The following is a 24891-nucleotide window of genomic DNA, read 5'->3' as shown; positions in this document are numbered from 1 at the left end:
GACTCCCTACACCGACCGATGACACTCCGGGGCGTGATTCTGGACCTCGACGGGACGATATACCACGACGACAACCTGCTGCCCGGGGCGGCCGACGCCGTCTCCCGCATCCGCGACCGTGACCTCTCGGTCTGCTTCTTCTCGAACAACCCGCTCCACGACGGCGCAGAGTACGTCGAACGCCTCCAGTCGCTCGGCGTCGATGCCCACGAGGGGGAGGCCTGTTCGTCGGCGTCCGTCACGCGGGAGTACCTGGACGAGTACCACGGCGGAGACGGCGTCTTCGTCGTCGGGTCGCCGTCGCTCCGCGAGCGCGTTCGGGCCACCCGTGCTGAACTGGTGACCGAACCCGACTCCGGCGCGGTGGACGTGTTGCTCGGCTCGTGGACCGACGAGTTTCACTATCGGGACATGCACGACGCACTGCGGGTCCTCAGCGACGACACCACGTTCCTCGGAACTGACCCCGACCGGACGTTTCCCGACGCTGACGGGAACCCGATACCGGGGTCCGGTGCGATACTTCGGGCCATCGCAGGCGTCGTCGAACGCGACCCCGACCGTATCCTCGGCAAGCCCTCGTCGGTGGCCGTCGACGCGGCGCTGGACCGGGTCGGTTGCGCCCCCGCGGACTGTCTGGTCGTCGGCGACCGACTGGACACGGACATCCAGATGGGCGAGCGCGCGGGGATGACGACAGCGCTGGTTCGCTCGGGCGTCACCGACGACGCGACCCTCGAACAGAGCGACGTGATCCCCGACTACGTTCTCGATTCGCTGGCCGACGTGGATAGGGTCCTCGACGCTGTCTGCTGACACAGACGAGCGTCGTCCCTTACAGCGTTCCTGTTGGCTGGCCTACGCCTTTATGCCGCCGCCGGTCGTAGCTCCGTGTGGTGATACCTATGGGCAAAGACATCCTCATGATCGTCGGCGACTTCGGCGAAGACTACGAGATAATGGTCCCGTACCAGACGCTGCAGACAGTGGGCCACGAGGTAGACGCCGTCTGTCCGCAGAAGGAAGCCGGCGATACGATCAAGACAGCGATCCACGACTTCCGCGGCGACCAGACGTACATGGAGAGCCGCGGCCACAACTTCGAACTGAACGCGACGATGGCCGACGTGACGCCGAGTGACTACGACGCCCTCGTCGTCCCCGGTGGCCGCGCCCCGGAGTACCTGCGGACCCACGACGAAGTCATCGAGGCGGTCCAGCACTTCTTCGAGGCAGACAAGCCCGTCGCGGCGCTCTGTCACGGCCCGCAGATTCTCGCCGCCGCCGACGTGCTAGACGGTTACGAGATGACATCGTACCCGGCCTGTCGCGCCGAGTGCGAGGCCGCGGGCTGTTCGTGGGTCGACGGCGTCGTCACCGACCGGAACCTCGTCACCGGTCAGGCTTGGCCCGACCACCCCGAATGGGTCGCCCAGTTCATGGACGTACTCGGCGACGAGGTGAGCCACGGCAAACCGGTCGCCGCCGACGACTGATGTCCACCGACTGAGAGCGGGCCTCACGGCGGGAATAGATTTGTAAGGGGGCCACGCGAATTCGGAGGTGCATGGTCCCCAACACACCCTCCGACGACAGCGATAGCGACAGTGGTTGCCCGAAGTGCGGTCACACCGGCACCGACGTCGGCCGAATATCCACGACCGGCGGCGGCATCTCGAAGATGTTCGACGTCCAGACCAACGAGTTCCGCGTCGTCTCGTGTACGAACTGCGGCTACTCGGAACTGTACCGAGACACTGGGTCGGCGGCGAGCGACCTCGCCGACATCTTCCTCGGCTAGGATGGTGACCGGACTGGTCGTGCTCGTCTTCCTGGCTCTCGCGCTCGCCGCACCGCTCGCGCTGTTCTTGCTGGTGCGTAGCGAGGGCGAGCAACGGGTTGAGACCGACCGCGAGTCGGCCGAGCGGCTGGCGCGGCGCGACACCGACGACGATCAGCGGTCGCGCTGACCCGGTCGCCGTCACCCTCCCGCGGTTCTCCCGTTCTCAGGCTTCCCGTAGCCGATGGACCGCGCCGGTGGACCCCGAGAGACCGCCCTCGTCCGTCGAACAGACGAGGATTTCACCGCTCTGTGTCCGGCCAAAGGAGAGGACATTCGAGCCCATCCCGCCGTCTGTGACCGGCACCGCCGTCACCGACCACCGCGACTCGTCGGTGTCAGTACCGACGAACAGGTCGCCGTTCGCTCGCCAGTCGGCGAAGACGTAGCGTCCAGTGAGCGCCGGGATAGCTTCGCCGTCGTACAGATAGCCGCCGATGACGGAGATGCCCGACACCGCACCACCGTCGTGTGGGTACTGGATGATCGGGTCCTGTAAGGGCGTCCCGTCGGGCGTCTCTGACGGGCACTCCTCGGCCTGATAACAGCTCCGGCCCTCGCGGACGTTCCAGCCGTAGTTGCCGCCGGCTTCGACGATGTCGACTTCCTCGTAGCGCGACTGGCCCACGTCGGCGACGAAGAACGTTCCATCCGGGCTAAAGGAAAAGCGCCACGGGTTCCGAAAGCCCCACGCGAACTGCTCGTCGAGTCCCGACTGGCCGACCAGCGGGTTGTCGTCCGGGATGGCGTAGGGCTGGCCGTCCTCGCCCTCGCTGTCCACGTCGATTCGGAGGATGCTCCCCAGCAGGTTCTCGGTGATATCCTGCCCGTTGCCGCCGTCGACGGCGTCGTACCAGTCCGTAACGTGACCGGTCCCGACGTCACCGCCTCCGCCGCCGTCGCCGACGCCCACGTAGAGGAAGCCGTCTGGCCCGAACGCGACCGACCCGGCGTTGTGGTTGGACTGGGGCTCCGGAATCTCCAGAATCGGCCGCTCACTCTCGGGGTTGAGCGTCCCGTCAGCGACGGCGAACTCCGAGAGGACGAACGTGTGCGAGTAGTTCTCCGGCGTCCCATCCCGCCGGGGTGCGCTGTACCGGACGAACGCGCGTCCCGACCCGTCGTAGGAGGGATGGAGGGCCAGCCCGAGGAGTCCCCGTTCGTCGTAGCCGCTCACGTCGACCATTCGGTCGGTGATGTCGAGCGCCATAGTCGGTTCGTCGGCGTCCGGGCCGAGATAGGCTACCTGTCCCGCCTGGTCCACGACGAAGTACTCGTCGGTGCGCGGCGCGACGACATCTACCGGCGCAGTGAATCCCGAGGCCACGGAGTCGACACCGAGTTCGAGGGCCGACAGCGAGGCGTCCGGCGTCTGTGTCGGCGTCGTCGAGTCGCCAGTATCGGTCCTGGGACCAGTACACCCGGCGAGTCCACTGAGAGCGAGACCGCTACCGGCGAGGAACCGACGACGAGTAGGGCCGTCCATACGCGAGGGAGGATATCGACGAGCAAGAAGGTTCGCCGCCTTCGAATAAACTCAGAACAACGGGAAAGTGTACCGATGTCGAACCCTTTATGAAACGGCTTGTACAATGGGTCAAACGATTATGGTCGACAGAGACGAACTCCGCGAGCAGTTCACCGAGGCGTTCGAAGACGCAGATTACCCGATTTCCAGCCCCATGGGGCTGATTCCGGCGTTGCCGAACGGCCCCTCGACGAAGTTCGAGTCGGACGACTTCTCGATGACGGCGATGGAACTCAACACGAAACTCGACGGCGACTTCCCCTACGAGAACGTCGATTCGCTCGTCGACGACGTGATGGAGTCCCTGGAGAGCCGCGACCTCATCTAAGCGGGCAACAGCGACGGGTGCGAGACGGAGACGACGACTGCCACTGCGAACACGCCGAGTGCGAGCAACAGGTAGTTCGCTATCACGTTGTCCGCACGAGCGAGACGAAGTGTGTAATTCGTCCGCGACAGCGGCCAGAACGGAGTTATTCCCATCGGTGTGATGACGTCGGCGAGCAGATGCGAGAGGATGGTCGTGGTGCCGACGACGACGCCGAACGCCGCGAGTCGCGTCGCCATCTCGGCGTCGGTCGCGGTGCCCGCGGCCCACCCGACGGCACCGAGAACGCCGCCGACGACGAGAGCGAAGAGGACTGTGTGGGTCACGCCGCGGTGCCTGATTAGCGGAATTCGCTGGTCGAAGTCCGGTATCGGTGCGAGAGCGAGCGAGAGCGCCCCGCCGAGCACCGCGAGACCGGGGAAGTCGAACGACAGGAGCGCGAATCCCAGCGGCGCATAGACGAGGAGCGCCGCGCCGTAGTGACCCGGTCGGTACATGGCGCGGCGTTCGGCCGCCGATGGCTTGTACCTGCCGAGTGATCGGTATCCTCGTCGTTTATCCGTCGGGCGTCCCAAGCCAGCGCATGGCCGTTACGTCGGGACTCGACTTACTGGTGCGGACGTTCGGCCCATTTCTCATCCCGGCGACGGTGTTCGCCCTCGGCGCGATCGGCTACCTGTTACTCTGGCTGCTGACCCGGACCCGCCGCCAGACGTACCGCGCCGAGGACGAGAAACGGTGGTAGCTCTCCGCAAAACTTGTGGTTAGCTGGCAGCAACCTTTTGTGTTAGACTCGTCTAAAACTGCGTATGTTGAGCGCGAAGATGGAGGACTATCTGAAGGCAATCTACCGCCTCGAACGGGAAGGGGACCCGCCGGTGGCCACCTCGACCATCGCGGAGACGGTCGGCGTGACGCCGCCGACGGCAACGAGTATGGTCGAGAAGCTCGAAGAGCGCGACCTGCTCGAACGCGAGAAGTACAAGGGCGTCACCCTCACGCCGGAGGGCGAGACAGTCGCGCTGGAGGTCGTCCGCCATCACCGCCTGCTGGAGACGTTCCTCACCGAGAAACTGGGCTACGACTGGTCCGAGGTCCACGAGGAGGCCGAGATTCTCGAACACCACATCAGCGAGGAGTTCGAGCGACGCGTCGCCGCCGCACTGGACGAACCCGACGTAGACCCCCACGGTGACCCGATTCCCAACGACCAACTCGAACCCATCGACGACGTTCCGGCCGCCGTGTTAGCCGACCACGGCGAGGGCGCGCGCCTCGAAGTTGCCCGCGTCCGTGACCGCGACGCGGAGGAACTGACCTACCTCGACGAAGTCGGTATCACGCCCGGTACCGAACTCGTCGTCGAGGAAGTCGCACCCATCGGCATGGTGACGGTGAGCTTAGCGGGCGACGAGACGGTTTCGTTGCCGGACCACATCGCGGACGCGATTCAGGTCCGGGCCCACGACGAGGCAGTCGCCGAGGTGAGCGGTACGTGAGCGAGGCGACGTGGCTGACGGTCGTGTTCGTCGCCGCGGGCGCGCAACTGGCGGTCCTGCCGGGTGAGAAGGTCCAGTTCATCATCGCGGGCCTCTCGACTCGATTCAATCCGTACACAGTCGTCGCCGCAGCGGGCGCTGCATTCGCCGGCTGGACGGCGCTGGAAGTCTGGCTCGGCCAGACGGTGACCGGCCTGCTCCCTGGCAGCTACTTAGACGCCATGACCGCGGCGCTGTTCGTCGTCTTCGCGTACTTGCTGGTCCAGACGGCACCAACGGCGGACGATACCGAGACCGAGCCCGCGAGCGGCGTTCTGACCGACGGCGGCGAACTGGACGTTCGCGTACCAATTCTCGACTGGCAGGTCCCCAACAAGATGGGCGGCTTCCTCCCGATCTTCGCCATGATGGCCTTCGGCGAGTTCGGCGATAAAACCCAACTCATCACCATCACGCTGGCCGCACAGTACACCGCGTTCCCGACGGCCATCTGGACCGGGGAGATGCTCGCCATCATCCCCGTGAGCATGGCGAACGCGCTGTTCTTCTATCGCTTCTCGCACGCGTTCGACCTCCGGAAGGCCCACTTCGCGGGGGCGGCACTGTTCCTCTTTTTCGCCGCCGACTTTGCGATGAGCGTGCTGTTCGGCTTCTCGGTCTGGGAGACGGTCGTGGGGGCCGTCGCCGCTGGCCTCCCGTTCTGACCGACGGGGACACTCATTACCCTCCGGTGAGGATTCCCGAACATGCGAGGACTCGACGATACCGACCGCGAGATACTCAGACTCTTGCTCGCGGACGCGCGCCGCCCGTTCAGTGACATCGCCGAACAAGTCAATCTATCGGCACCCGCCGTCTCCGATCGCGTCGACCGCCTGATGGAGATGGGCGTGATTCGTGGGTTCACCGTCGATGTCGACCGATCGCTCCTTCGCTCCGGCGTCCCGGTGCTGGTCGAAATCGACGCCAAGCCCGGCCGTGCGGCCGCGATACGCGACGCGCTCGCCGACGCCGAGGCGGTCGAACACGTCTTTCGAACTGCCGACAGTCGCGTGACGCTGACGGCAACGGTGCCCCAGTCGGCGGTGTCGAGCTTCCTCGATTCGCATCTCGACTTCGAGGACGTTCAGCAGTACGACGTGCGACTCGTCGCCGACACCGAGTGGACGCCCGGCCTCGGTACCGCCGACTTCGCGCCAGACTGCGCCGAGTGCGGTAACACCGTCGACGAGGAGGGCGTCCGCACGACGCTCGACGACGACCGCTACTACTTCTGCTGTGGTTCCTGTGAGGCCCGCTTCGTGGAACAGTACGAGACGCTCAAGGAAGAGGCGTAGCGGTCGAGTACGCCAGCAGATTTGAATCGAAATCTTTGGCCATCTTTGGCAGTGATAGTCAAATTTGGTTGTGTTTCAACTTCGAATTCCAAGGGAAAAGCCGCATCAAAGAGTAGCCCGTACTAGATACCATCATGAGTGAGCGAACCGTTCGGCTCGAACTGACCGGCATGAGCTGTGCCAACTGTTCGGCCACGATCGAGGAGGCCGTCGGCGAGTTAGACGGCGTCGAGAGCGTCGACGCCAACTACGCCACCGACGAGGGGAGCGTCACGTACGACCCCGACGCGGTGTCGCTCGGCGATGTCGTTGCCGCCGTGGAGGATGCTGGCTACGGCGTCGCCACCGAGACGGTAAGCATCGGTATCACCGACATGTCGTGTGCGAACTGCGCGGAGACCAACGAGGACGCTCTCGAACGGATGCCCGGCGTCGTCTCGGCGGACGTGAACTACGCCACCGACGAGGGGCAAGTGACCTATCTCCCGTCCGCGGTCTCCCTCTCGGAGCTCTACGACGCCATCGAGTCGGCCGGCTACACGCCAGTTCGGGAAGACGAGAGCGGCGACGGAGAGGATAGTGACGGCGAGCAGTCCGCGTCCGACCGGCGTGACGCTGCCCGCAACGCCGAAGTCAGGAAACAGCGCCGACTGACGCTGTTCGGCGCGGCGCTGTCGCTCCCCCTGCTGATCTTCATGACGGACCACCTGCTCTCGTTGGGACTGCTCGAGGAGACGCTGTTCGGCGTGCCACTAGGCTGGGTGCAGTTCGCGCTCGCCACGCCAGTCCAGATTGCACTGGGTAAACCGTTCTACGAGAACGCGTACAAGGCGCTCGTGAAGAACAAGCGGGCCAACATGGACGTGCTCATCGCGCTGGGCTCGTCGACGGCGTACGGCTACTCTGTCATCGCGCTACTGGACCTCATCGCCAGCACGGGGCTGTACTTCGACACGGCGGCGTTCATCCTCGTGTTCATCACGCTTGGGAACTACCTCGAAGCCCGCTCGAAGAGTCAGGCCGGTGCGGCAATCCGCCAGCTGCTGGAGATGGAGGCCGACACCGCCACGGTCGTCCGCGAGGACGGCACCGAGGCGGAGATTCCGCTCTCGGAAGTCGAGGTCGGCGACCGGTTGAAGGTTCGCCCCGGCGAGAAGGTGCCGACCGACGGCGTCGTCGTGGACGGGGATTCGGCCGTCGACGAGTCGATGGTCACTGGGGAATCCGTCCCCGTCGAGAAGGGCGAGGGAGACGAGGTCATCGGCGCGACGGTGAACCAGAACGGCGTCCTCGAAGTCGAGGCGACGAAGGTCGGGTCGGAGACCGCGCTCCAGCAAATCGTCGAGCGCGTCAAGCAGGCCCAGTCCCGCCAGCCCGAGATTCAGAATCTGGCCGACCGGATTTCCGCGTACTTCGTCCCGGCGGTCATCGCCAACGCCCTGCTGTGGGCCGCCGTCTGGGCACTGTTCCCCGAAGCGCTGACCGGGTTCGTCGGCTCACTCCCGATATGGGGGCTGGCGGCCGGCGGTCCCGCGACGGTCGGCGTCGCCGAGTTCGCCGTCGTCGTCTTCGCCTCGTCGGTGCTCATCGCCTGTCCCTGCGCGCTAGGGCTGGCGACGCCCGCTGCGACGATGGTCGGGACCACCATTGGCGCTCGCAACGGCGTCCTGTTCAAGGGCGGCGACGTGCTCGAAACCGTCCGTGACGTGGACACCGTCGTCTTCGACAAGACGGGAACTCTGACCGAAGGCGAGATGGAACTGACCAACGTGGAAGTCGTCGGTGCGGCCGCCGACGGCGGTGAGCCGTCCAGCGGACGGCGAGCCTCGTCGAACCATCGGTCTGACGGCGGGACCCTCCGTGAGGCCCCCGAACTCACCGAGGAGTACGTCCTCGAACTCGCCGCCAGCGCCGAGAGCGGCAGCGAACACCCGCTTGCCCAAGCCATCGTCGAAGGGGCGCGCGAACGCGGCATCGACGTGGCCGACGCCGAGGCGTTCGAGAACGTCCCCGGCCACGGCGTCCGCGCGACGACGCCCCACGGCGAGGTACTCGTCGGCAACCGCAAACTGCTCGAAGACAACGGAGTCGACACGGCCCCCGCCGAGGAGCAGATGGACCGCCTCGAACGCGAGGGGAAGACGGCCATGCTGGTTGGGGTCAAAGACACTGGAGGCGAGTTCCGACTCGCCGGCGTCGTCGCCGACGCGGACACGGTCAAGGAGAGCGCCGTCGATGCCGTCAGCGGCCTCCGCGAGCGCGGACTGGACGTGTGGATGATAACCGGCGACAACGAGCGGACCGCCCGCGCCGTCGCCGAAGAGGTGGGCATCGACCCGGAGAACGTGATGGCCAGTGTCCTGCCCGAGGACAAGGCCGAAGCCCTCGAAGATATCCAGTCGGACGGTCGCCGAGCGATGATGGTCGGCGACGGCGTCAACGACGCCCCGGCGCTGGCGACGGCCGCTGTCGGCTGTGCCATCGGCTCCGGGACCGACGTGGCGATCGAGGCCGCCGACGTGACGCTGCTCCGGGACGACCCGGCAGACGTACTGAAAGCCATCCGCATCTCCGCAGCGACGCTCCAGAAGATAAAGCAGAACCTCTTCTGGGCGCTCGGGTACAACACGGTCATGATACCGCTGGCCTCGCTGGGCCTGCTCCAACCGGCGCTGGCCGCGGCGGCGATGGCGGCCTCCTCGGTATCGGTGCTCGCCAACAGCCTCGCGTTCCGACGCTACGAGGCGGACGAGGAGTACCGAATTCTGGGGCTGTTCCGATAACCGCCTCCGTCCCAGCAAGCCCCGCCGTCCGGCGGTGATCTGTGAATCGGTATACTTTCCTCAGTCGATTTTGAACACCGCTTCGAATGTACATCGTCATCGTCGGGGCCGGCGACATCGGGACGCCGCTCATCCAGATCGCGACGGCCGGCGGCAACGAAGTCGTCGTCATCGAGCGCGATGCGGCCCGAGCGGAGCAGGCGTCGAGGGAATTCGACTGTCTCGTCATCCACGACGACGCGACGTCGAAGGAGACGCTGCGGGACGCGGGTGCCGACCGCGCGGACGCGCTTATCTCGACGACAGACCAAGACGCGACGAACATCATGGTCTGTCTGCTGGCACAGGAGTTGGAGGTCCCCGACATCGTCTCGGTGGTCCACAACCCCGAACACATGGGTCTGTTCCGGCAAATCGGCGTCAACACGATAGAGAACCCGCAGCGCCTCATCGCTGACTACCTCTACCGGGCGGTCAAGCGCCCCTCCATCGTCGACTTCATGCGGGTGGGCGACCAAGCCGAGGTCTTCGAGATATCCGTCGAACCGGACGCTCCGATAACGGGACGGACGCTACAGGGGGCCATGGAGGCCGGACTCCTCGGCGACGATACGCTGGTCGTCGCCATTGAGCGCAACGGCGAGGGCAATCCCATAACCCCGCGCGGGAACACCCGAATCGAGAGTGGTGACCTGCTCACGGTGTACTCCGCAGAAGGGGCGACACCGGACCTGACCGACATCTTCGGTCACACCGAGGACCGGAGCTAGCATGTCTCGACGGGACGCCGAACTGTTCCCGGCAGACCTGCGAATCATCGGCCGGGACGTCGGTTCGCTGCTGCTGATGGACGCCGGGCTGATGGCCCTCACGGTCGTCCTCGCGCTCGGATTCCGGGAGTACTACGCCGCACTCGGCTTTCTCATCGCAGGTGGAGTGACCGCCGCCGTCGGCGGACTGGCCAATCGAGGGTTCGCGGACGCGCCGAACCCGCAGATGAAACACGGTATGATTATCGCCGCCGCCGGTTGGTTGATGGTGGCGATGTTCAGTTCACTCCCGTTTCTGTTGACCGCGTGGCTGACGCCGCCAGCGGTCATGGATACGTTCGTCCCGGTGGGCGCGGACACGAGCGCATGGACGCCGATACGCGTCGGCGGGACGACGACACTCTCCAGTCTCGCGTACTTCCGGCACCCGCTTCACGCCCTCTTCGAGAGCATGAGCGGCTGGACCGGGAGCGGACTGACGATGGCCGTCCACGAGCCGTCACTGCCTCGAACGATACAGTGGTGGCGGTCGTTCATCCAGTGGGTCGGCGGCGTCGGCGTCATCGTCCTGACCGTCTCGATTCTCTCCCGACCCGGCAGCGGGAGCTACGCCCTCTACCAGAGCGAGGCGCGCGAAGAGAAGATTCACCCCAGCGTCGTCTCCACCGTTCGAACGGTCTGGAAACTCGTGGTCGGGTACACGGGCCTGTCGTTCGTCCTGTTGTTCGGCGCTATACTTGCCAGTGATAGCGAGTACGCCGAATCGCTCGGACTCGGAGAGGTCGCGTGGCAAGCGCTCAACCACGCCATGACCGGCCTTACGACTGGCGGGTTCTCCGTTACGGACAACTCCATCGCGACGTACAACTCCCCGCTCGTGGAGACGGTCCTCCTCCCGATTATGGTCCTGGGGGCCATCGCCTTCCCGGTCCACTACGTAATCCTCCGGGACAGAGATCTCGGCGAGCTGGTTTCGGACCTCCAGACACGCTGGCTATTGATTCTGTTGGCGCTTGGCGTCCTCACACTCTCCCTCCAGAACGTGTTGTCGGTTCCGGCCGCAGCCGACGCGTTCGCAGCCCAGTCGTTCCTCCCGGTTACCATCCCGTGGCTCGACGGCGCACAACTCGATGCGATCCGCGATTCGACGTTCCAGTGGATAAGCGCACTGAGTTGTACGGGGTTCCAGTCAGCCCCCATCGGTCGCTGGGTCGCCGGTGCCAAGGTGATGGTCGTCGGAGCGATGGTGTTGGGCGGTGCCGCCGGGTCCACCGTCGGCGGCATCAAAATAATCCGCGGGTACACAATCGTTCGCGGAATCATCTGGCAGTTCTCGCGAGTTTTCCTCCCGAAGAACGCGGTTATTATGGCCAGAATCGGTGATCGAACGCTCGACCGGACGGCGATGGAACGGGAGTTCGCGGAGGCCGCGATAGTCACGCTCCTGTGGCTCATCATCCTCGTCACCAGTAGTCTCGTCCTCGTCAACGTGGCCGGACCCGAGTTTACCTACGCCGACGCGCTGTTCGAAGTCGCCAGCGCGCAGGGCAACGTCGGTCTGTCGTCCGGCATCACTGGCCCAACGATGCACCCGCTCGCGGAGGCGATGTTCCTCCTCAACATGTGGGTCGGTCGGCTGGAAATCATCCCTGTGCTCGTGTTCATCCGGGCAGGAGTGGCCGGACTAGACCCCTGAGAGGCCGCCGTGCCGGCTCGGCGTTCCAGTACACTCATTTGGCGCGGACCCCGACAGTAGGGTAGTGAGCGACTCGCAGCGTCCGACCGGCGGCGGCCCGTCCTCCGACACCCGTCATCCGACAGGCCTCCGCGTCACCCTTCGCGCGTTGTGGCGCGTCCTCGTCGTCGGCTGGCAGTTCGTCCCGTTCGTGGTCGCGTGGGCGCGCGACCGCAAACGGTTCGTCGTCGTCGGCCGCTCCCGGTCGGTTTCGAGCGAGGACCGGACCCGACGTGCCCGCCGGCTGAAAGCGACGTTTCTCGACCTCGGTCCGGCGTTCATCAAACTCGGCCAGATGCTCTCGACGCGGCCCGACGCGCTTCCCCGCGAGTACATCGATGTGCTCGCGGAGCTACAGGACAAGGTACCGCCGGACCCGTGGGACGACATCGAACCGCTGCTCGAACGCGAACTAGGTGGTCCGCTCTCCGAACGCTTCGACGAGTTCGATACCTCGCCCATCAGCGGCGCGTCGCTCGGACAGGTGTACGAGGCCGAACTCGACGGCCAGCGAGTCGCCGTGAAGGTACTGCGGCCGGATATTCGCGAACGCGTCGAGTCTGACCTGCGCGTTCTGTCGACGCTGACGCCGATTCTGACCTACGGCGCTGACCCCGCACAGGCGTTCACGCTCGAGAACCTCACCGAAGAGTTCGCGGCGACCATCCGGCGGGAGATGGACTACGCCCACGAAGCGAGAATGCTGCACGAGATCGGCGAGAGCTTCGCGGACACCGACGACGTGGCGATTCCCGACGTTATCGAGAGCCACACGACCGACCGCGTGGTGACGATGAGCTACGTCGACGGCGTGAAGATAGACGACGTGGCGAGACTGGAGGAACTCGGCGTCGACCGCGAGCGCCTCGTCCAGCGCCTCGAAGAGGTGTACATCCAGATGATCGTCGAGGACGGGCGCTTTCACGCCGACCCACACCCGGGGAATCTGGCGGTCCAGCCCGACGGGACGCTCGTCTTCTACGACTTCGGGATGACCGGCCGCCTCGGCGCGCGGACCCGCGAGCAACTGATGGAGTTCTACGTCGGACTGGCGACAGACGACGTAGAACGGGTGATGGACGCCTTCGTCGCGATGGGCGCACTGGACCCGATGGCCGACCGCGAGGTGATGCGCGAGGCGTTCGAAATCGTCATCAAGCAGTTCCGCGGCGAGGACATCAGCGAGTACCGCATCGAACAACTCGTCGGGGAGTTCGAGAGTCAACTGTACGAGTTCCCGATGCGCCTCCCGCAGGACCTCGCGCTGGTCGTCCGCGTGACCACCGTCTTAGAGGGGGTCTGTCGCACGCTCGATCCCGAATTCGATTTCATCGAGGTCATCACCGACTACGTGATGGAGCAGGGGGCCACCGATATGAGCGGCGCGCTCCGCGAGGAGATTCAGGAGACGGTGACCCAGTCGGCGCGGTCGACCGTGACCGCACTCCCGCGAGCCGAGGCCGCCCTCGACACCGTCGCGCGAGACGAACTGGTTCTAGAGGCGATACTCGAAGACAGCGACGGGCTCGCCCGGCAGATGGCGATACGACTCCTGCTCGGCATCGTCGCTGCCGCGGGGATTCCGGTCGCGGCGTTCCTCTTCGTGACGACGACTGTCGAAGCGACTGCCTTCGCGGTTGCGGGGACGGTCATCACCCTTGGCGTCATCGGGTGGTCGTTCCGCCGGCAGCGACGGGCGGGGCTGTCGACGCCGCAGTTCACGCGCCACGAGATGCGACGGCGACACGAAGACGAGCGGTAGACCGCACAGCGCGCAGCTTCACGTCTGTGCCACCGCTCTCGTCTACGCGCGTCGTCTGTGACTGGCACATTGTCTTGCCCGCATTCCGCAACGCTACCCCCGGTCGCAAACAGGGGAGGTTGTCGATCCCCGAGAATGAGCTGCGCTTCGGTTGTTATGGGGGCACATTGTCCGACGAAACGGGATTCTGAGAGCGTGTCCAGCGTACAGTATTGCATTATTCTCGCAACACTTTTGTGCTGTCGGCGGCTACGTTGGGTATAGAATGAGCGACAAACCGTTCCGTTTCCCCGACGACGCTGCGGCTATCGGCTCCGATGAGTCGCTGGACATCGTCGAGATGCGTCTGTCCTCGGATACAACGGTGAGGAGGTAGGATGCTCGCCGAGACGCTGTTTCCCTACGGGTGGGTTCACTACCTCCTCGGCGGTTTGCTCATCGGTGTGGGCACCGCGATTATCTACCTCTCGACGGGAATCATCGCTGGGGCGAGCACGTTCCTCGAATCGACGCTCTCGTACGTCTCCTCGAAGTCCCGGTTCCAGCAGTTCCGCTTCCGGTCGTCCCGCGACTGGCGCGTCGTCTTCACGCTCGGCATCGTACTCGGCGGCGCCATCTACGGCCTGACATTCGGCGAGTTCGGCTGGACCACCGAGGTACAGTGGTGGCGACTGCTCGGCGGCGGCATCCTCGTTGGCGTAGGGACGCGCCTCGGAAAGGGCTGTACCTCCGGTCACGGCGTCTGTGGCGTCGGGTCGCTTTCGGAGACGTCGCTGCTGAACGTGGCGACGTTCGTCGGCATCGCCATCGGCACCGCCCAGATAGTGCAGGCCCTGGGGGTGACGCCGTGAGCGACGCGAACGACGCCGGCCGCCACCCGTTGTTCCTGCCGGCCATCCTGCTAGGTGGCGTGGTCTTCGGCTTCGGCCTCGGTCTGAGCCAGATGTACCGTCCGGAGGTCGTCCTGCGATTCCTCCAGTTGTCGGACTTCGGTCTCCTGCTGGTGATGGGCGGGGCGAGCATCGTCGCCGGTATCGTCTTCGCGGTCGGCTCTCGGTCGGGTCGAACCGCACCGCTGACCGGCCGCGAGTTCGGCACTCGCGTGAAATCGATGGACAAGAACGTCGTCCTCGGCGGCGGGATCTTCGGTGTCGGATGGGGTCTCTCGGGAATCTGTCCCGGGGCAGCCTACGCCAGTCTCGGCGTCGGCAACGTCACCATCCTCTATGCAATCGCCGGGATGTTTGCCGGCGCGTACCTGCAGGGGTACGTCCGCTCCGAGCGCAGCACAGCGGAGCAGACGACGGAGGAACCGGCATGAGTGAGAGAGTGAACCAGATGCAGCGATCACTCGACGACTACGACACGAAGATGGGACAGCTGACACAGGAGTTCCGAAAGACGTTCAGTGAGCAAATCGCATGAACAGGGACGAATTCGACCCGAGCGGCGAACGTGAACGGAGTCTCGGCGCGGGCCTCTTCGAGCAGGAGATGGGGCCGAGTTCGTCGATGGCCCACCTCTATCGTGGCGAGGTCCACCGAATGACCCGGTGGCGCGAGCGACTCGACCGCACCACGAACTGGGCGGTCACGGTCATGGCGGCCATCCTCACGTGGTCGTTCTCTGATCCCAGTAATCCCCATTACCTCGTGCTAGTGGGTCTCGTCACGCTTGGGGCCTTCCTCGGCATCGAGGCCCATCGCTACCGAGGATTCGACGTGTGGCGCTCGCGGGTCCGCCTCATCCAGCAGAACGTCTGGGCGCACGGCCTCGACCCGCGAGAGGACGTCGACGACGGCGCGTGGCGGCGGAAGCTGAGCGCCGACTATTACCGGCCGACGCTGAAGGTCCCCTTCGAGGAGGCCGTTGCCCACCGACTGCGTCGTGTGTACCTCGCGCTGTTCAGCATCGTGACGGCCGCGTGGTTCATCCGCGTCACGTCGTTCGCCCAGTCGGGGCCGTGGCCCGAGAGCGCCCGCATCGGAATCGTCCCGGGCGTCGTCGTCACAGCCGTCGTCGTCGCCGCGTATCTCGCCAGCATCGTCGTTGCGTTCCGTCCGCGGACGTGGCATTCGCGGTCGGAACTTCGGGAGTGTCAGGTGGACGATTGGCGGGAATAGCGAGGGCCGCGCTCTTTTCAGTCGCGCAGCGCTCAAACAGCGAGCGGGGAACGGAGTAACCCGCGAGTAGCAAGATACTGCGAAGAGAGACATCGATCGGCAGGCGAGCGACAGCGTCGCACGCCAACTAAGCGAAGCGCCTCGAAACGACGTGGTGACCGGTGGAACCGCAGAGCAGTATCATGGGTGCGACCGACGAAAGCGGGCTGCGAAATGCGTCCTAGAACTGCCACATCGCGCCGAACAGCAGCGTCAGTTTGCGGGGATGGGAGAGTAGTTTTTACGCGAACGATCGCGCTTCGATCAGGAGAACTGGTCCGTTCGACCGACGGGCAAGCTGGCTCCGGTCACGGACCAACTGGTCACCACATATCCAGACCGACACGATTGGCACCTCGCATATCCAGCCGGCCGCGGGCGGACTCATGAACGCTCGTCCGAGTCGTATCGGTATTCCAAACTTGTTGATGAGACGTGTATTTATTCACAGGTGTATTTACCAGTCCATATCGCTCTATACCGTCTCACGCGCCAAAACAGCATAATTGGATATATAGATAGTTAAACACGCATATTCTTTAATAATGTATAGAAACGGCCAATGGATTTTAGTCTCTTTGTCCCCCAGTTCGGCTTGCATGTCGGACAACCTGGATAGACGGTCCTTCATTCGTCGTACAGCTGCTGTCTCAACTGTCGGTCTGCTGGCTGGCTGTGGCGGCGACGGCGGAAGCGGCGAGTCTGAAGGAACGGACGCTGACGACGAAGGCGGCGAAAGTGGCGGTATGGGTACCGAAACCGAATCCGGAATGGGTACCGAAACCGAATCCGGAATGGGTACCGAAACCGAAGATGGTATGATGGGCAACGAGACGTCCACGGAAGACGGTCTGGCGGGCAACGAAACGTCCACGGAAGACGGTCTGATGGGCAACGAGACGTCTACGGAAGACGGTCTGGCGGGTAACGAGACGTCCACGGAAACCGACAGCGTCTAATCCACTACTCCAAACACGAGCACCGCCGACGGAGTCGGAGACGAATCCGTCGATACAAGTGGGGTTGGGGCCGTTTTACTCTGGAACTCGATACGGTGAGACCGCGGTATGCAGACGGAATTGTGAGCGATCGCGGCAGGCGACTGGTGTGTCTCATTTCCCATCACAACCACGCAGAGATCGGCAGACACGTAGGTGGCATGCCCCTTGAATTGTCATACAGCCACCATCAAGATTTAACTAGAGGGAACAGAGATTACGGATGTGAAACGGCGTAACTTTGTTCGCACTACATGTATCGGTCTCGTTGGGGCGATCGCTGGCTGTAACGGACCGGATACAGAGTCTACGCCAACGGATGGCACAGAGACCCCAACCGAAGTGGCGACCACAGCTTCCGTGACGACGGATCTCCAGACCGAGACGCACACCGAGACCCCCACCGCGTCGTCGACTGAGACGCCGACTGAGACACAAACCGAGGCCGGCACTGAGAGACCGTCCTATCCCCTTCGACAACTGACCGAGGAGCAAAAGCGGAAACTCGACTCCGGCCAGACGTACGACGGGTCCTTCGCCGACAGACGGGGCAGCGGTACTGTCGCCGTCGCCGTGGGTCAGACCCCCTCGAACGCCCTCTTCGAACCTCCCGCTATCTGGATAAATCCGGGTCAAACCGTTCACTGGGAGTGGCGCGACGGCGAACACGAGATCACACACACGAACGGGGATGCGTTCACCGAGAAGACCCCTACCCCAACACAGACGCTCACCGGGACGGCCACCGCGACGCCTGGTGGTAGCATCTCTCATACGTTCGACGAACGCGGTGTCTACATGTACAAATGTACGAACCACGCGTCGGTCGGCGCATACGGCGTCGTCGTTGTCGGCGGTCCCCAGACGACGGCCACTGCAGAGAACTGAGCCTTCTGAACGGCCGATAAAGCGCTCGCTCGTCTCACGGTCACTGCCGCTCACTCGTCGCTGCACCACTGTGCCAGAGCTGAGCGGCATCTGTGATTCTGCGACGGTTGAAAGACGCCACTTGCCGTCTTTCAAGACCAAGCGGGCGTGGCGGGACTGAGCAGAATCGGAGATTCTGCGAAGGTCGCCACGGCCGCGAACGAACGAAGCGAGTGAGCGGGCGTGGCGGGATTCGAACCACGGTCACTCCTGTTCGCTCACCTCTCGTTCCCTGATTAGAATCCCGGGCCCGTTCGCTCCTCAGGTTCGTTCGGAGCAGAACGGGCGTGGCGGGATTCGAACCCGCGCTCTAGGGGTTAGGAACCCCTCGCCCTCGTCCACTAGGCCACACGCCCTGCCGGAGGGTCACAGGACTACTGAAAAACGCTTTCGTTCGCGCGGAAAGCGGAAGAAGCGAGAGTTAGTTGTTCGATTCGGTCGCCGTCTCTTCAGTCGTCGAAGCGGCGGTGTCGGTGCTCGTGTCGGTACTCGTCTCGGCGGCCGTCGTCTCCGTGTTGGCATCGGCGTCTTGCGATTCGGGCGCGACGCCGTCGCGCATCTCTTCGAGCTCTTGCTCGACTTCTTCGCGGCCTTTCTGGAACTCACCCATCGCTTCGCCCGTCGAACGAGCGAGTTTCGGAATCTTGTTTGCGCCGAACAGCAGGACGGCGATGAGGAGGATGACCATCATCTCCATCCCGCCCGGGAACCCCGGGAATAGCGGTACGAATGTCCCTGACATTGTGTCCAAATTTTACGTGGTTGCTATTATAACCTTTTTGCCTCTCACAGCTTCGCCCTAAAAGCGGTTGAGAGACTCCAAGAACTGAAAAAACCGAACTTGGGAACTTGGTCGTTGAGAGCCACTATCAACCTTTCGTTGCCCCCAAATCCCGCAGACAGCGTCCAGACTCGGGGTGTTTGTGCATGAGTGACACGCGCCCCGTCGAGATTCAGCGCGGCGATGGGACGCCGACGCCGGGCCTCGAACTGGTCGGCGAGCGCCGCACCGACGGCCCCGAAGACGGTCCCCAGCAACCCCGCACCGTCGTCGTGGTCAACGACAGCGATGGCGACGGCGTCATCGAGGTCGACACCGCCCAGGACCGCGTCGGCGAGGCCGCCCAGCCACAACTGGTCACAGACATCATCGGCCGGAAGCTGGAGGTGGCCGATGTCGAGTGATGCGCTCCGGAAGCCGCCGGAGATTCGACGGCTCGCCGCCGAACGGCGGAAGTGCCTCAGTGACGCGTTCGTCACGAACTACGACAAGATCGTCGACGGCGACAAGATCCGCGAACTCACCAGCGCCGGTCGCGGTGGTGACTCGCGGACTATCGAGAGCAACGTCAGCAAGATGTATCGCTCCGGTCCGTCGACGACTGGCGACGTCGATATGCTCCGCCTCGAAGCGGAGATGGTCGCCGAGGGACGGGAGTTAAGCAACCCACACATCCCCCTCGACGAGGAGACGCTCACCGAGGCCGTCGAAAAGATCGAGCGCGACGGCCACACGCCGGCCTGGGAGGTGGTCGGCGATGACTGACTACGTCGAGCAGTGGGACATGCGCGTCACGAAGTCCAACGTGATGTTGGCCGATGGTGTCTCGCCGTCGGAGCTCGCCGACAGCTATCCCGACCTCGAACCTGACCAGATCGACGACCTGTGTAGCGAGGCCGCGATGCAAGCCATCGGCGCCGGTGACACGCTCATCGACATGGAGCACTTCCGCGATGCCCACGCCGAGCTGGGCCTCGGAACCACCGACGAGGCCGACGAAAGGGGTGACAAAGAGGCCGCCACGGAGACCCACGACGAGCCCCATCCCAAGCCAGACGGTGGGGCCATCGAGGAGGCTGCCGGGCGGGGCGAGAGCCCCTCGGCGGACGCCGGCTCCGACGTCGATGTCCGGGAGGAAACCGCCGAGGTGGATGACGATGCACCCGACGACGAGGGCGATGGGACAGAGGGCCGTAGCGGTTCGGACGCCGACAAGAACGGCCCAGAGTCGCCGACGGAGATGTCTCGTGCGGAACTGGAGTCCGAAGTGCAGAGTCTCCGGTCGGAGGTAGACAAACTCCAGCAGGTTGCCAACCGCGACGTCGCGGTGTTGAAGGGCGCCCTGACGAACCTGCTCGACGTCGACGAGTTCGACGACCTTCCCGCAGCGGGGAAAGAGTTTGGCGACCGCCTCGGGGACGTCGAGGACGAGGTCGCCTCACTCGACGGCGTCATCGCCGACGGTGGCGGTGGGAAAGCCTCGAAGGTTCGTGACATCGTCCAGATGGCGAGCAACCGCCGGACAGACGAGGCGGTCATCGCGATGGAGGTCTCCGACATCGTCGATGCGACCGGCGTCTCACGACGCTACGCGAACGACCTCATCGATGGGTCGAACTCGCTCCCCTCGGAGTACGCCTGGATGCACGAACGAGCGGACCTCACGCAGTACGGCGAACTGGAGCTGGACAAGAACGCCCAGAACAAGGCACTCGTCATCGACTTTGCTGGCGCTCAGGGCCCGAAGTGTCCTGTGAACAAGTTCACCACAGGAGGACGGTGATTCCATGACTTCCCCGTCCAACTGGATTCCACCTCCGTTGTTGTTGCTGTAGAGTACTGCAAGTGCAGTTGTGTAAGTAATACTGCGGTAGCGGTGGGTAAATCTCACTTGCGCCGGATTGCGACATCGAAAATCCGGCGCTCGGCGGCTCACACACAGCAAATCCCTATGGTGAACAAGTTCACAGCAGTCTCGGATTACGACGCTCCCGACGAAAACGAGGACGTCGACACGAAGCATCGTTACGACCGCGTCCTCTCCGTGGTCGATCACCAGTCAAGTCCCAAGCAACGGCCGGGCGTTCGGCCACGCGTTGTCTACCAGACGCTCGCCTGCTACGCTGTCTACACTCGGTCGGGACTGAAGGCATCCATCCAGGCCGCACTCGACAACGGCGACCTGCTGGCCTTCCGCGACCCCGACGGCAACCTCCGGCTAGTACTGCTGACCGAGTCCAAACTCCGCCGGCTCGTCGAGCACTACCCCGAGGTCGCCGACCGGCCACGTATTGCGGAGGTTCTCGATGACTCGTGATGGCCGGCCGCGTCAGTCCGACCTCGCCGTCCTCGACGCTGTCCATGCGGCGCTCGATGCCGGCGACCGGGACTGTCTCCGTGGTGGCGTCACTCCCGAGCAGGCCGCCGACCACTGTGACCTGAGTCCAGAACGACTCCAGGACCGGTTTCGAGAGCTGCGCGACGAGGGAGAACTCGTGACAGTGTGGGGTGCGTCGCCGGGCACTGGCCGACCGAGAGAGTCCTACCTTCCCACCGGCCACCCCGACGTGTGACCAGCGGCCACCTCACACCCCGGAGTCGACAATCGTTCACATGACCAGGCGGGATGACTCGCCGGTCGCGTACACGCTCCGGGGGAGGACATGGTCGACTGGGGCTTTCACCCCACTATCCAAGCGTTTAAGTCAGAATGCCGATAATGAAAGGTTAGCGTACACGAATCACGGTAGCGGGCCGAGACACCCGATGAATCCCGCTGTCGAGCCGATAGCTGTTTGACTTCTTTTCCAAATGTCACAAGCAACTGACACACCGCGAGCGTCGCCACTACCGCGCAACCCTGCCCGGTCGGGCGAGGTCGCGTTGGAGTGGTTTGAGACACTCGTCTGGCACGACCACGAAGTCTGTTCAGAGTGCTTTTCCCGGCTCCGCCGGTCGGATACTGTCGAGCGAGACGACTGGGGCCGCGAAGATACCGCCAGCTGGCGAACACCGTCGGCCGTCCAGGGCGAGGAACTCATCGACTCGCCGGCGACCATCGCGAACGCCGCTCCCAAGGCCGTCCCCCGCACCACTTGCGGCGAGTGCGGGTCGGTCCGAGGCCTCTCCCAGTCCGATACGCTGAGCAAACGCGATGCGCTGGACCGCGTCCCGGCGCTGGTCGAGCGCCTCCAGGAGGCCGGTTACTTCGTCGACGTCCAGCGCGTCTACGACGTCGTCGCTCACCTCAAGTCCCACCCGGACCACGAGGCTGACGATAAGCGCATCTTCGCCGTCGCAGCCGCGAAAGGAGTTCAGCACAGATGAGCATCCAGCCGTCGGCGCCGGAGCGCGTCGCCGTCGAGACCCTTCGGGGCGATATCCGAGCCGGTCCGGTCGTCGACACGATTGTAGAGGCTGATGCCGACGGCATCCATCGGTTCTACCGCGTCGACATCGGCGGGACAGTTCTTCGCGTCGACGAGGACGAAGCGACGCCGCCGGTTCGCTGATTACACCCCCGATGACCCGTGTTACGGCGAGGGTCTGCATCGTGCGTACAGTTCCATCCGATCGATTGCTCAACCGGCAGATCCAACCCAACAGTCACCCCCAGCGTGGCCACTATCTCGTGGCCGCTCCGTCCGGCTGTGGTACGCTCTTCGAGCGCGGGGTTCGACTCCCCACCCGGACACTCCAACACCTAATGCATGACACCATGGCCACGAACAACTCACGAGACCTCTGGAGAGGCCCAGAGGTCGCCGAATTTCAACATCGCCTTGGCTGGCTTATTAGCTGCCATCTGAACATGAGCTTTCGACTGTACAAAATCATCAAGGCAATGGCCGATCTCGTCGCCGTTCTGGCGTGCGTGTACGCTATCGGCGAGGGTGCTGACCCGACACTCTCCGCTGGCTTCGCTGCCGTTATCGTCGTCGGGTGGGAGGCCGTCGAGGTCGTGGCCGTGCTGTCCGACCTCCAGCGTGAAGACATCGAGGCGCTGCGAGATGAGACCCATCCCGATGAGAAATAATCACAGTTTCGACATACTACACAGCCGATTTGCTGGCCGGCCTCCCCGTTCCGGCCAGCCTACTTAAAGTATATATCACCTCACGACACCGCGCGACAGCTACCTACCTATGAGCACACGAGACCGCCGCGTCCACCTCGCCCTGAAGTGGCACTACCTCGACAATCTCGACGTCGGGGAAATCCGGAAACGCTTCGAGGCTGAGGGCATCGGTTCATACGCTCGGTCGACAGTCCGGGACTACCTAAACGAGCAGCCAAAGCAAGAGGTCATTGAGGCGATCGAGCAGCGTCACGCTGACGTCCGCCTGCAGATCGCCGAGCGCGAGGAACAACTCTACCAGCGGGCCCGGCAGGCTGAACGTGACACTACCAAGGACGAGCCCATCATCCGGGTTGTCCCGAAGACTGACCGCGTTTCCGACGATCGGGAGACGTCGATGCAGTGGCCCGAGTGGGAGCTCGTCGAGCCCGGCGACGAGGACTGGCCCGAATGGGCAACCGAGCGCGACGTCATTATCCGCTTTACCGATCGGACGACGTCCGTCCGCCCCGGCGAGGAGTACCCGCTGCGGGCCGTCGACGGCTCGCCGAAGTACACCAAGGAGTTCGACGGCCTCGAGCGCGACCAGGACGACCTCAAGGGGCAGGCGATGGCCCGTCAAGAACAGTCGTCACATCTCGAGGCGAAGGGCGACGCGCTTGGCGTCTACTCGACGGACATCAACATGAACGTCGACGGCGAGATGGAGACGACTGTCTCGCTCAACGAAGAGGCCGCGGCGGCCGTCCGGGAGGCGACGCTCGACGATGAGTAGTACTACTGCCGGCGGCACGACCGAGGTCGACCTCTCCCGGGCGGAGATCCGCGCAGCGTACAACCCCTTCGAGCACGGCTGCTGGCTGGACTTCGCCAACAAGCTCTCGCAGGGCTACATGGGTGATGAGTACGACGACTGGGCGCCCTTGGGCGGCCACCATGACCAGTGGCTTCAACACCTCGCCGGCGAGGCCGACGTCGACGGTGACCTCGCGTTGCTGTGTCACCGGGACGGACTGAAGACGACCATCATCACGACGTACGCCGTGGCCTGCCTGGAGTACCTCGACGGCTACCGCGTCATCTGGGCGATGAACACGATGGAGCAGGCCTACGAGAAGGCCGACCGCGAGCTCAACAAGTTCATCGAGCGCAACCCGTGGCTCATCAACCTCAACAAGCCCCGGGATACGGACTCGAAGAAGACGAAGGAGTTCGCGAACGGCTCCAGTCTGACGACGGGCTGGCTCAAAGGCTCCATCGAGGGTGCACGGGCTCACCTGCTCATCCTCGACGACATCATCAGCGAGCAGGGTGACGGCAAGACCGAGGACGTCCTCAACTGGGTCGACGGTGTCGCCCAGCCGATGGTCAAGGACGACGGTCGTACGGTGATCGTCGGGACCCGGAAGCGCCCGGACGACATCTACAGCCACTATCGAGACTACGAGGGGTACGCGCTGCGGGAGTTCCCCGCCATCCTCGATACGTGGGACCAGGAGTATCGCGAGGACGACGACTGGGCCGATCGCCGGCCCGACGAGGACCTCTACACTCAGGTCGAGAACCCGTGGGGCAGCGGCACACTGCAGTTGCTCTGGCCTGACGCTCGAGGGCCCGACTGGCTGGCGAACAAGCGTTCGAAGATGGCGGACTACCTCTTCTGGCGGGAGTATACACTCACAATCAGGGGTGCCAGCGGCAACCTCATAGAGGAGGCCGACGTCAATCGCCTCGTCGACGATGGCGGGTGTTCGATTCGAGGCCAGGAGCCGCCCCGCCAGCTCACGCCCGGCGCTGGCGAGGCCACGATCGTCGCCCACGACCCAGCCCAGTCCGACACCGGTGACAACGCGGCCTTCGTCGCGTTCCGCGTCGGTCGCGATGGCCGTCGACAGCTCCTTGATGCGAAGGCGGAGACGGGGATGCAGCCATCGGCTATCAAGGCGACGCTCGCTGACCTGGACGACCGCTACGACCCAGCGGTCATCGTCATCGAGTCCAATGGGATGCAGCAGTACGTCAAGAACGACGCCGTCGAGTTCTCGGCGGCGCTGCGAGCGAAGGTGACGGGCATCCCGACGACGGGCAAGAAACACAGCTGGGAGAACGGTATCCCGCGGCTCCGTCGACTTGTCGAGAACGGCGGCATCCAGTTCTATCGTGGTCACTCGGGGACGGAGGACTTCATCCAGGCTGCGATGTCGCTCACTCTCTCCGACGGGAAGCTGCAGGGTCACACCCCCGACCTCATCGCGGCGTGGTACATGGCCGAGCAAGGCATTCGGCACCTGGAGGACATCGGCGCGCTCGATGAGGACGCCGGCGACCAGGATGACGACTCCAACGGAGTGAGCTACCTCTAA

The 24891-nt window shown here is 64.1% G+C and carries 31 protein-coding genes and 1 tRNA gene; 28 read left to right on the top strand and 4 right to left on the bottom strand.

Features of this window, described 5'->3' with window-relative positions; all coding sequences use genetic code 11:
• The first annotated feature begins 18 nt into the window (after positions 1-18).
• The 4 genes from E4S61_RS04395 (at position 19) to E4S61_RS25240 (ending at position 1970) form a co-directional block, all read left to right on the top strand.
• Positions 19-816: an HAD-IIA family hydrolase gene (locus E4S61_RS04395; protein ID WP_135302675.1), complete on the top strand. Its 798-nt coding sequence runs from the start codon at positions 19-21 to the stop codon at positions 814-816.
• A gap of 89 nt (positions 817-905) precedes the next feature.
• Entirely contained in the window at positions 906-1496 is a 591-nt protein-coding gene (locus tag E4S61_RS04390; RefSeq protein ID WP_135302674.1) for a DJ-1/PfpI family protein, read from the top strand.
• A gap of 71 nt (positions 1497-1567) precedes the next feature.
• Positions 1568-1801 (top strand): zinc ribbon domain-containing protein, encoded by a 234-nt coding sequence (locus E4S61_RS04385; RefSeq protein WP_135302673.1) that lies wholly within the window; start codon positions 1568-1570, stop codon positions 1799-1801.
• A 1-nt stretch (position 1802) separates the two neighbouring features.
• Complete coding sequence (locus E4S61_RS25240) at positions 1803-1970, top strand: hypothetical protein (RefSeq protein ID WP_209309461.1); 168 nt, start codon at positions 1803-1805, stop codon at positions 1968-1970.
• 36 nt (positions 1971-2006) lie between these two features.
• Here E4S61_RS25240 and E4S61_RS04380 read toward each other — a convergent pair whose 3' ends face one another.
• Positions 2007-3326: a PQQ-dependent sugar dehydrogenase gene (locus tag E4S61_RS04380; RefSeq protein WP_135302672.1), complete on the bottom strand. Its 1320-nt coding sequence runs from the start codon at positions 3324-3326 to the stop codon at positions 2007-2009.
• Between the two features lie 121 nt (positions 3327-3447).
• Between E4S61_RS04380 and E4S61_RS04375 the strand changes: the two genes are divergently transcribed.
• Complete coding sequence (locus tag E4S61_RS04375) at positions 3448-3696, top strand: MTH865 family protein (RefSeq protein ID WP_135302671.1); 249 nt, start codon at positions 3448-3450, stop codon at positions 3694-3696.
• On the opposite strand, the gene E4S61_RS04370 is transcribed toward E4S61_RS04375, so the two are convergent.
• Entirely contained in the window at positions 3693-4193 is a 501-nt protein-coding gene (locus tag E4S61_RS04370; RefSeq protein WP_135302670.1) for a metal-dependent hydrolase, read from the bottom strand. The genes E4S61_RS04375 and E4S61_RS04370 overlap by 4 nt on opposite strands.
• An 86-nt stretch (positions 4194-4279) precedes the next feature.
• Here E4S61_RS04370 and E4S61_RS25235 point away from each other — a divergent pair, with 86 nt between their 5' ends.
• The 13 genes from E4S61_RS25235 to E4S61_RS04310 all read left to right on the top strand — a co-directional run bounded on the left by E4S61_RS25235 (position 4280) and on the right by E4S61_RS04310 (position 17630).
• The gene (locus E4S61_RS25235) at positions 4280-4441 is read left to right on the top strand and encodes a hypothetical protein (protein ID WP_167768412.1); all 162 of its coding nucleotides are present in this window, start codon (positions 4280-4282) and stop codon (positions 4439-4441) included.
• Between the two features lie 64 nt (positions 4442-4505).
• On the top strand, positions 4506-5195 hold the full coding sequence (locus E4S61_RS04365; RefSeq protein ID WP_167768411.1) for a metal-dependent transcriptional regulator: 690 nt from the start codon (positions 4506-4508) through the stop codon (positions 5193-5195).
• Complete coding sequence (locus tag E4S61_RS04360) at positions 5192-5899, top strand: TMEM165/GDT1 family protein (protein ID WP_135302669.1); 708 nt, start codon at positions 5192-5194, stop codon at positions 5897-5899. The genes E4S61_RS04365 and E4S61_RS04360 overlap by 4 nt, the downstream gene beginning before the upstream one ends.
• A gap of 42 nt (positions 5900-5941) precedes the next feature.
• The gene (locus tag E4S61_RS04355; protein WP_135302668.1) at positions 5942-6532 is read left to right on the top strand and encodes a winged helix-turn-helix transcriptional regulator; all 591 of its coding nucleotides are present in this window, start codon (positions 5942-5944) and stop codon (positions 6530-6532) included.
• Positions 6533-6666: 134 nt separating this feature from the next.
• Complete coding sequence (locus E4S61_RS04350) at positions 6667-9315, top strand: heavy metal translocating P-type ATPase (protein WP_135302667.1); 2649 nt, start codon at positions 6667-6669, stop codon at positions 9313-9315.
• Between the two features lie 86 nt (positions 9316-9401).
• On the top strand, positions 9402-10085 hold the full coding sequence (locus E4S61_RS04345) for a potassium channel family protein (RefSeq protein ID WP_135302666.1): 684 nt from the start codon (positions 9402-9404) through the stop codon (positions 10083-10085).
• 1 nt (position 10086) lies between these two features.
• Positions 10087-11781, top strand: coding sequence for a potassium transporter TrkG (locus E4S61_RS04340; RefSeq protein ID WP_135302665.1), 1695 nt, complete (start codon positions 10087-10089; stop codon positions 11779-11781).
• Between the two features lie 64 nt (positions 11782-11845).
• Positions 11846-13582 carry an ABC1 kinase family protein gene (locus E4S61_RS04335; protein WP_135302664.1) on the top strand — a complete coding sequence of 579 codons (1737 nt, stop codon included), beginning with the start codon at positions 11846-11848 and terminating at the stop codon, positions 13580-13582.
• 377 nt (positions 13583-13959) lie between these two features.
• A complete protein-coding gene (locus E4S61_RS04330; protein ID WP_135302663.1) occupies positions 13960-14433 on the top strand; it encodes a YeeE/YedE family protein in 474 nt (157 codons plus the stop codon).
• Positions 14430-14903 (top strand): DUF6691 family protein, encoded by a 474-nt coding sequence (locus E4S61_RS04325; RefSeq protein WP_245180578.1) that lies wholly within the window; start codon positions 14430-14432, stop codon positions 14901-14903. The genes E4S61_RS04330 and E4S61_RS04325 overlap by 4 nt, the downstream gene beginning before the upstream one ends.
• A gap of 100 nt (positions 14904-15003) precedes the next feature.
• Positions 15004-15705, top strand: coding sequence for a DUF2270 domain-containing protein (locus tag E4S61_RS04320; RefSeq protein ID WP_135302662.1), 702 nt, complete (start codon positions 15004-15006; stop codon positions 15703-15705).
• A 638-nt stretch (positions 15706-16343) separates the two neighbouring features.
• Complete coding sequence (locus E4S61_RS25825) at positions 16344-16703, top strand: hypothetical protein (RefSeq protein ID WP_209309436.1); 360 nt, start codon at positions 16344-16346, stop codon at positions 16701-16703.
• Between the two features lie 399 nt (positions 16704-17102).
• Positions 17103-17630 (top strand): plastocyanin/azurin family copper-binding protein, encoded by a 528-nt coding sequence (locus tag E4S61_RS04310; RefSeq protein WP_167768410.1) that lies wholly within the window; start codon positions 17103-17105, stop codon positions 17628-17630.
• 321 nt (positions 17631-17951) lie between these two features.
• Here the strand turns inward: E4S61_RS04310 and E4S61_RS04305 are convergent.
• Positions 17952-18025 (bottom strand) — tRNA-Arg (locus E4S61_RS04305).
• A gap of 65 nt (positions 18026-18090) precedes the next feature.
• Positions 18091-18411 (bottom strand): twin-arginine translocase TatA/TatE family subunit, encoded by a 321-nt coding sequence (locus E4S61_RS04300; protein ID WP_135302660.1) that lies wholly within the window; start codon positions 18409-18411, stop codon positions 18091-18093.
• Positions 18412-18596: 185 nt separating this feature from the next.
• Between E4S61_RS04300 and E4S61_RS04295 the strand changes: the two genes are divergently transcribed.
• From E4S61_RS04295 to E4S61_RS04250, 10 genes are all read left to right on the top strand, one after another.
• The gene (locus E4S61_RS04295; RefSeq protein ID WP_135302659.1) at positions 18597-18854 is read left to right on the top strand and encodes a hypothetical protein; all 258 of its coding nucleotides are present in this window, start codon (positions 18597-18599) and stop codon (positions 18852-18854) included.
• A complete protein-coding gene (locus tag E4S61_RS04290; RefSeq protein ID WP_135302658.1) occupies positions 18844-19215 on the top strand; it encodes a hypothetical protein in 372 nt (123 codons plus the stop codon). Before E4S61_RS04295 ends, E4S61_RS04290 begins: the two co-directional genes overlap by 11 nt.
• Complete coding sequence (locus E4S61_RS04285) at positions 19208-20233, top strand: DUF433 domain-containing protein (protein WP_135302657.1); 1026 nt, start codon at positions 19208-19210, stop codon at positions 20231-20233. The genes E4S61_RS04290 and E4S61_RS04285 overlap by 8 nt, the downstream gene beginning before the upstream one ends.
• A 168-nt stretch (positions 20234-20401) precedes the next feature.
• On the top strand, positions 20402-20767 hold the full coding sequence (locus E4S61_RS04280; protein ID WP_135302656.1) for a hypothetical protein: 366 nt from the start codon (positions 20402-20404) through the stop codon (positions 20765-20767).
• A complete protein-coding gene (locus tag E4S61_RS04275) occupies positions 20757-21023 on the top strand; it encodes a hypothetical protein (RefSeq protein ID WP_135302655.1) in 267 nt (88 codons plus the stop codon). The genes E4S61_RS04280 and E4S61_RS04275 overlap by 11 nt, the downstream gene beginning before the upstream one ends.
• Positions 21024-21261: 238 nt before the next feature.
• Entirely contained in the window at positions 21262-21777 is a 516-nt protein-coding gene (locus tag E4S61_RS04270) for a hypothetical protein (protein ID WP_135302654.1), read from the top strand.
• The gene (locus tag E4S61_RS04265) at positions 21774-21962 is read left to right on the top strand and encodes a hypothetical protein (RefSeq protein ID WP_135302653.1); all 189 of its coding nucleotides are present in this window, start codon (positions 21774-21776) and stop codon (positions 21960-21962) included. The genes E4S61_RS04270 and E4S61_RS04265 overlap by 4 nt, the downstream gene beginning before the upstream one ends.
• A 299-nt stretch (positions 21963-22261) precedes the next feature.
• A complete protein-coding gene (locus E4S61_RS04260; protein ID WP_135302652.1) occupies positions 22262-22486 on the top strand; it encodes a hypothetical protein in 225 nt (74 codons plus the stop codon).
• Positions 22487-22595: 109 nt separating this feature from the next.
• Positions 22596-23303, top strand: coding sequence for a hypothetical protein (locus tag E4S61_RS04255; protein ID WP_209309435.1), 708 nt, complete (start codon positions 22596-22598; stop codon positions 23301-23303).
• Positions 23296-24891 (top strand): phage terminase large subunit family protein, encoded by a 1596-nt coding sequence (locus E4S61_RS04250; RefSeq protein ID WP_135302651.1) that lies wholly within the window; start codon positions 23296-23298, stop codon positions 24889-24891. The genes E4S61_RS04255 and E4S61_RS04250 overlap by 8 nt, the downstream gene beginning before the upstream one ends.

It is taken from the genome of Haloarcula amylovorans, assembly GCF_004681185.1.
Classification (GTDB): Archaea; Halobacteriota; Halobacteria; order Halobacteriales; family Haloarculaceae; genus Haloarcula; species Haloarcula amylovorans.
Note: the sequence above shows the minus strand (reverse complement) of the source record. Positions and strands in the feature narration are given on the sequence as shown.